Raw genomic sequence first — 4977 nt, forward strand, 5'->3', positions numbered from 1 at the left:
CGCCGGACTTTAGTACAGACGTTCCGCCGGACTTTAGTACAGACGTTCCGCCGGACTTTAGTACAGACGTTCCGCCGGACTTTAGTACAGACGTTCCGCCGGACTTTAGTACAGACGTTCCGCCGGACTTTAGTACAGACGTTCCGCCGGAACGTCTCTACTCCTTCATCTCAGATACAATTGCCAAAAACCACTTTCCGCTTAAAAGGGAATATCATCTATATCTGACTCGTCCTGTGCTGGTGGGGAATAAGGATTGCGATCGTAATTTTTCGCGCTTTGTTTGGGTTCCTCTTGTGCCGGTGCGGGATAAGGATTGCGATCGTAATTTTTCGCACTTTGTTTAGGTTCGTCGAAGTCATCCTCAGAAAGAGTGCCAAAGTCATTCTTAGCTTGGGATGTGGAAAGGTGCGGTTCGTAAGTGGTTACAGTTTTTTGGGGAGTTGCCACAGGAGACGACACCGGTGTAGAAGCTTCCCGGTAATTTGTTGCACCTGCCACGGGGACTTCTGATTGTCGTTGAGTAGTTTCCATTCTTGGTGAGGAACTAGTATTAAAACCCGCTCCCAATGCATGAATACGTTGCACTGTCAACTCAGCACGTTTTTCTTTGAAACCTTCTCGACGTTCGATGGTATGCATTCCTAACCGTCCTTCGATGAGGATGCGATCGCCTTCGTGGTAATTTTGCTGAATTTCCTTCGCCATGTTACCCCAGCCTACCACTTTCAGGGTTGCTGGGGGGTCATCCGGGCGCATTCCCGGAAATCGTACGAGCATTTCGCTGATTTCTAGGTTATCTGAGGTGTAGCGAAGCTGCGGATTTTCCACGATTTCTGCCATCAAAATACAACTGTTCATTAATTACTCCGTTTGTTGAAAATGGGGCTATATATGTTTTATTTTCGACAATTTTTGGGATTTTTAATAAATTCCCTGTTTCTCACAGAATAAATCTGAATTAGTTATTAGTACTATTGTACCATGTCCAATTGTCTCAAGTCCTTTGCATTGGCAGCTTCAGCCGAGAAATGATGGGAATGCGGGTAAAAAGGTGAATCAGTCTCAGGAAGCCTATGCCGTCTATTCGTACTGATTCTCCCGTTGGGAGCGCAGAGTCATCGCAGAGGTACGCAGAGTTTTTCCTTTAATTATAGGAATGAGGGCAAAAACGGCAACAAACTCTCCTAAACTCTGTGTTCTCTGTGCCTAGGAAGGTTCGTTTTCTCATTATTAGACATCGACCGAATTTAAATATCCCTTATCCCAAACGATTGTAGGGACTTTCTGGCAGAACGTCTCTACAAATAATTAACGGTGAAAGAATTTCAATCTTTCATCTCCAGAGTCATACGTAGAGACGTAGCACATGCAACGTCTCTTGGGGTTCGGGCAACGCATAGTTAATTTAGGTCGATGTCTACTAGACATCTCCCGAAACCTTTGTAGAGACGTAGCTAGCTTACGTCTCTACATTAGACATCTCCAGAAATGAACTATGCGTTAACCAGAATCCTTGTAGAGACGCGAAATTTCGCGTCTCTACATTGTTTTCTGGAGATGTCTATTAGACATCTCCAGAAATTAATTATGCGTTACCCGAAACCTTTGTAGAGACGTGAAATTTCACGTCTCTACATTGTTTTCTGGAGATGTCTATTGTTTTCGGGTAACGCATATTTAATTGTTGGAGATGTCTACTATATTCATAGTGAAATTCTCTATTAAGTTTGCACATGAACTGGAAAGACACCCAAAGCAATCAACCTTGCCGGCAAGTCGCGTAAAATGGGTAGACGCAAGAAACCCGGAGGCTGGACAATTTGATCTGAGTTGAGAACACGGGTAAAAATTTGTTTCTGAACTAAAGCTTGAAATGTCTGAATGATACGTGTAGGTAACTCGCGTTTGCGCTGTAATGAAGCTAAATCGCCTTCATTTACACGCCCAGCTTTCAACGGTTTAGTCAGTATATTTGCGGCAACTACGGCATCTTGAATTGCGTAATTAATACCAACACCCCCAACTGGAGACATTATATGAGCCGCGTCACCGATGAGCAACAGTCCGGGATGATACCAACGCTTGACGCGACTGGATTCTACAGAAAGAAAAGCTATTTGTGACCAATCTTGTAAATTTTCGATGCGCGAGCTTAACTCTGGTGCTACATCAACGATAGACTTTCTTAATGCTGACAAACCCGCAGTTCGTAGTTCTTGATAGCCGCCTTTGGGAATGACAAAAGCAATTTGCCAGGAATCAGACCTATCAAGCATGACAAGAATATGACCCCGACCAATGCGACCTATTCCACCTTCAGCATCTTCTGGTTTTTTAGGTAAGCGGAACCATAACACATCCATTGGAGGTGAGGTTTGAATTGATTCAAAGTTACCTAGTTGTCGCAATCGGGAATGGCGTCCGTCTGCACCGACTGTAAGTATTGACCGGACTTCGTGCCAGCCACCCTGCCCCCGATAGCGGACACCCTGAATTACGCCATTTTCTTCAATTAATTCCTGTACATTAGCACCCATGACTAAGTGAAAATTCGGATATTTTTGCGCTTCAGTGATGATGAACTCCAGGAACTTAACCTGGGGAAGCATCGTAATATATGGGTAGCGGGTTTTGAGATGACTAAAGTCAGCGAAGGTGACGGTATCATTAGGAGTTTGAATCCTAATTTGGCGCATTTTCGCATGGGGCAATTGTAACAAGCGATCGCTTAAACCCAATTCCTCCATAATCTGCATCACAGACGGATGAATTGTATCTCCCCGAAAATCGCGATCAAAATCTTTATGTGTTTCCAGCAACATCACCAGGATACCTTGACGCGCTAACAACAAAGCCAGCACCACACCCCCAGGACCACCACCAACAATGCAACAAGATGTAGTTTGTACGTCTAAAATATCATGAGCCAATGAAGCGATCGCCTCTGGAATATTGGGAGTCATCAACGCACCTCCTAAAAGCTCTTAAATTAAAGGTACTTCGTTTTTTGTGCTCAAAGCTGTTTTTTTTACTTTTCGTATTCACACGCAGCGTGTACGATCAGCGCTAAACATTCCACAAAGCAGAGTCCACAGCAAGATTACCTATTATGTCTCTTTTTTCTTCCTTTGTGTCCTTGGCATCTTGGCGGTTCGTTAAATTAGGTATTCTTTAAGCGGGAACAGAGTAACTCTTGACCCTTGACTAATAACAATTTCAATAAATAATACTCGTGGCGCAAGTTCTTTTAGAAAATGTTTATAAAAGTTTTCCCCCTCGGAAAGGGGAAAGTGTTGTTTCCCAAACTAAAAATGCACTCCAAAGTGACGCAACCCCAGAACATTCAGAAAATATCAACGTTTTGCGACGGATTAACCTGACTGTAGCAGATGGCGAGTTTATGGTGCTGGTGGGACCTTCTGGTTGCGGTAAAAGCACCCTGCTGAGGTTAATTGCTGGGTTAGAAGCAATGACTGGTGGTAATATCTGGGTAGGCGATCGCCTAGTTAACCATCTCCCTCCCAAAGAACGAGACATCGCAATGGTGTTTCAAAATTACGCCCTTTATCCCCACATGACAGTGTATGACAATATCGCCTTTGGGTTGCGACGGAGGGGAGGAGAGGGGGAGGGGGGGAGAGGGGGAGAGGGGGATTCCTCACTTTTGTACAGACGTGACCGTGGAACGTCTCTACCCCATTCGCGGCTCCCTAACTTTGGGGAAAATCTACTGGTGAGTGTGACGCGAAAGTTACCGAAGGGACTACGGTATATTTCTGATAAAGAACGAGCGGTGAACGAACAGGTGCGTTATGTAGCCAATTTATTACAAATGGAAGGATTGTTAAATCGCTTACCTAAACAATTATCTGGTGGACAAAGACAACGGGTAGCATTAGGAAGAGCGATCGCCCGCAATCCGCAAGTATTCTTAATGGATGAACCGCTTTCTAATTTAGATGCAAAACTGCGGGCAGAAACTCGCGCTCAAATTGTCAAATTACAACGCAATTTGGGTACAACGACAATTTATGTTACCCACGACCAAACTGAAGCAATGACAATGGGCGATCGCATTGCGATTATGAATCAAGGGCAAATTCAGCAAGTTGCTTCTCCTTTGGAATTATACAACCATCCGGCGAATCGTTTTGTTGCAGAATTCATCGGTTCACCGCCAATGAATTTTATACCTGTAAAATTTCAGGCTCCACAGGTAATTACCCATTCTCAGTTTCGTCTCACCCTACCAGAAGCTTGGGCAACTGCGTTACAAAAATATGACGGACAAACTTTAATTTTAGGTATTCGCCCAGAACACTTAAGTATAAGTTTACCTGCAACCAAAAATCTACAAGTCGAAGTGGACTTGGTGGAAAATCTGGGTAACGACACTTATCTTGCTGTCAAACTTGTCGAACCAGATAAAACTACTTATCTAAGCAATTACCTGCAAGTGCGAGTTCCACCAGACCGCACTGTACGTATTGGCGAACAATTGTGGTTATCCCTGACACCAGATAAAATCCACTTTTTTGACCCAGAAACTGATTTGGCAATATATCCTAAGAGTTTGTCACCATCTTTGCCATTTTATAAGTAAATTTTAGGTACATCAAAGTGTTGCAGCATTGGAGCGGTTGGGCGATCGCTCCTGTTAAACTTCTCATATCACGAAGATATACTACGCCGTGTGCAACTTTTCCTCAAACCTAACCCCCAACCCCTTCCCTATTCCGGGAAGGGGAGCAAGAATTAAAGCCTGAACCTATATCCCAGAACTAAAGTTCCACAGCTTATAGCGGGCATTCCACTCAAGTGGACTAGATTGAATTTTTTGTTGAGTCCTGCTATATAAAACCTAGACAAGTCTAGACATTTACTTCTTACTTCAACGGGAGCATGGGAGCGGTTATCCCTCAGTAAGCTTTCACGCTTTAGCCAAACGTGATAAATTAATCGCTGCATTCAAAT

4 protein-coding genes are annotated in these 4977 nt (G+C 43.9%); 2 read left to right on the top strand and 2 right to left on the bottom strand.

Annotation, left to right across the window (positions count from 1 at the left end; genetic code table 11):
* A partial coding sequence (locus tag OGM63_RS26730; protein WP_263748749.1) for a hypothetical protein occupies positions 1-228 on the top strand: 228 nt, incomplete at its 5' end.
* Here the strand turns inward: OGM63_RS26730 and OGM63_RS26735 are convergent.
* Positions 202-861, bottom strand: coding sequence for a single-stranded DNA-binding protein (locus OGM63_RS26735; protein WP_263748750.1), 660 nt, complete (start codon positions 859-861; stop codon positions 202-204). The two genes, OGM63_RS26730 and OGM63_RS26735, sit on opposite strands and share 27 nt — an antisense overlap.
* 863 nt (positions 862-1724) lie before the next feature.
* Positions 1725-2966 carry an FAD-dependent oxidoreductase gene (locus OGM63_RS26740; protein ID WP_263748751.1) on the bottom strand — a complete coding sequence of 414 codons (1242 nt, stop codon included), beginning with the start codon at positions 2964-2966 and terminating at the stop codon, positions 1725-1727.
* A 269-nt stretch (positions 2967-3235) separates the two neighbouring features.
* Between OGM63_RS26740 and OGM63_RS26745 the strand changes: the two genes are divergently transcribed.
* A complete protein-coding gene (locus tag OGM63_RS26745) occupies positions 3236-4606 on the top strand; it encodes an ABC transporter ATP-binding protein (protein ID WP_318528551.1) in 1371 nt (456 codons plus the stop codon).
* Positions 4607-4977: the final 371 nt, after the last annotated feature.

The sequence above is a fragment of the Plectonema radiosum NIES-515 genome (assembly GCF_025753815.1).
Classification (GTDB): Bacteria; Cyanobacteriota; Cyanobacteriia; order Cyanobacteriales; family Nostocaceae; genus Hassallia; species Hassallia radiosum_A.

Excerpts from the sequence above, each read along its gene's own strand:
- OGM63_RS26735 (WP_263748750.1), bottom strand. The coding sequence starts at position 861 with ATGAACAGTTGTATTTTGATGGCAGAAATCGTGGAAAATCCGCAGCTT.
- OGM63_RS26740 (WP_263748751.1), bottom strand. The coding sequence starts at position 2,966 with ATGACTCCCAATATTCCAGAGGCGATCGCTTCATTGGCTCATGATATT.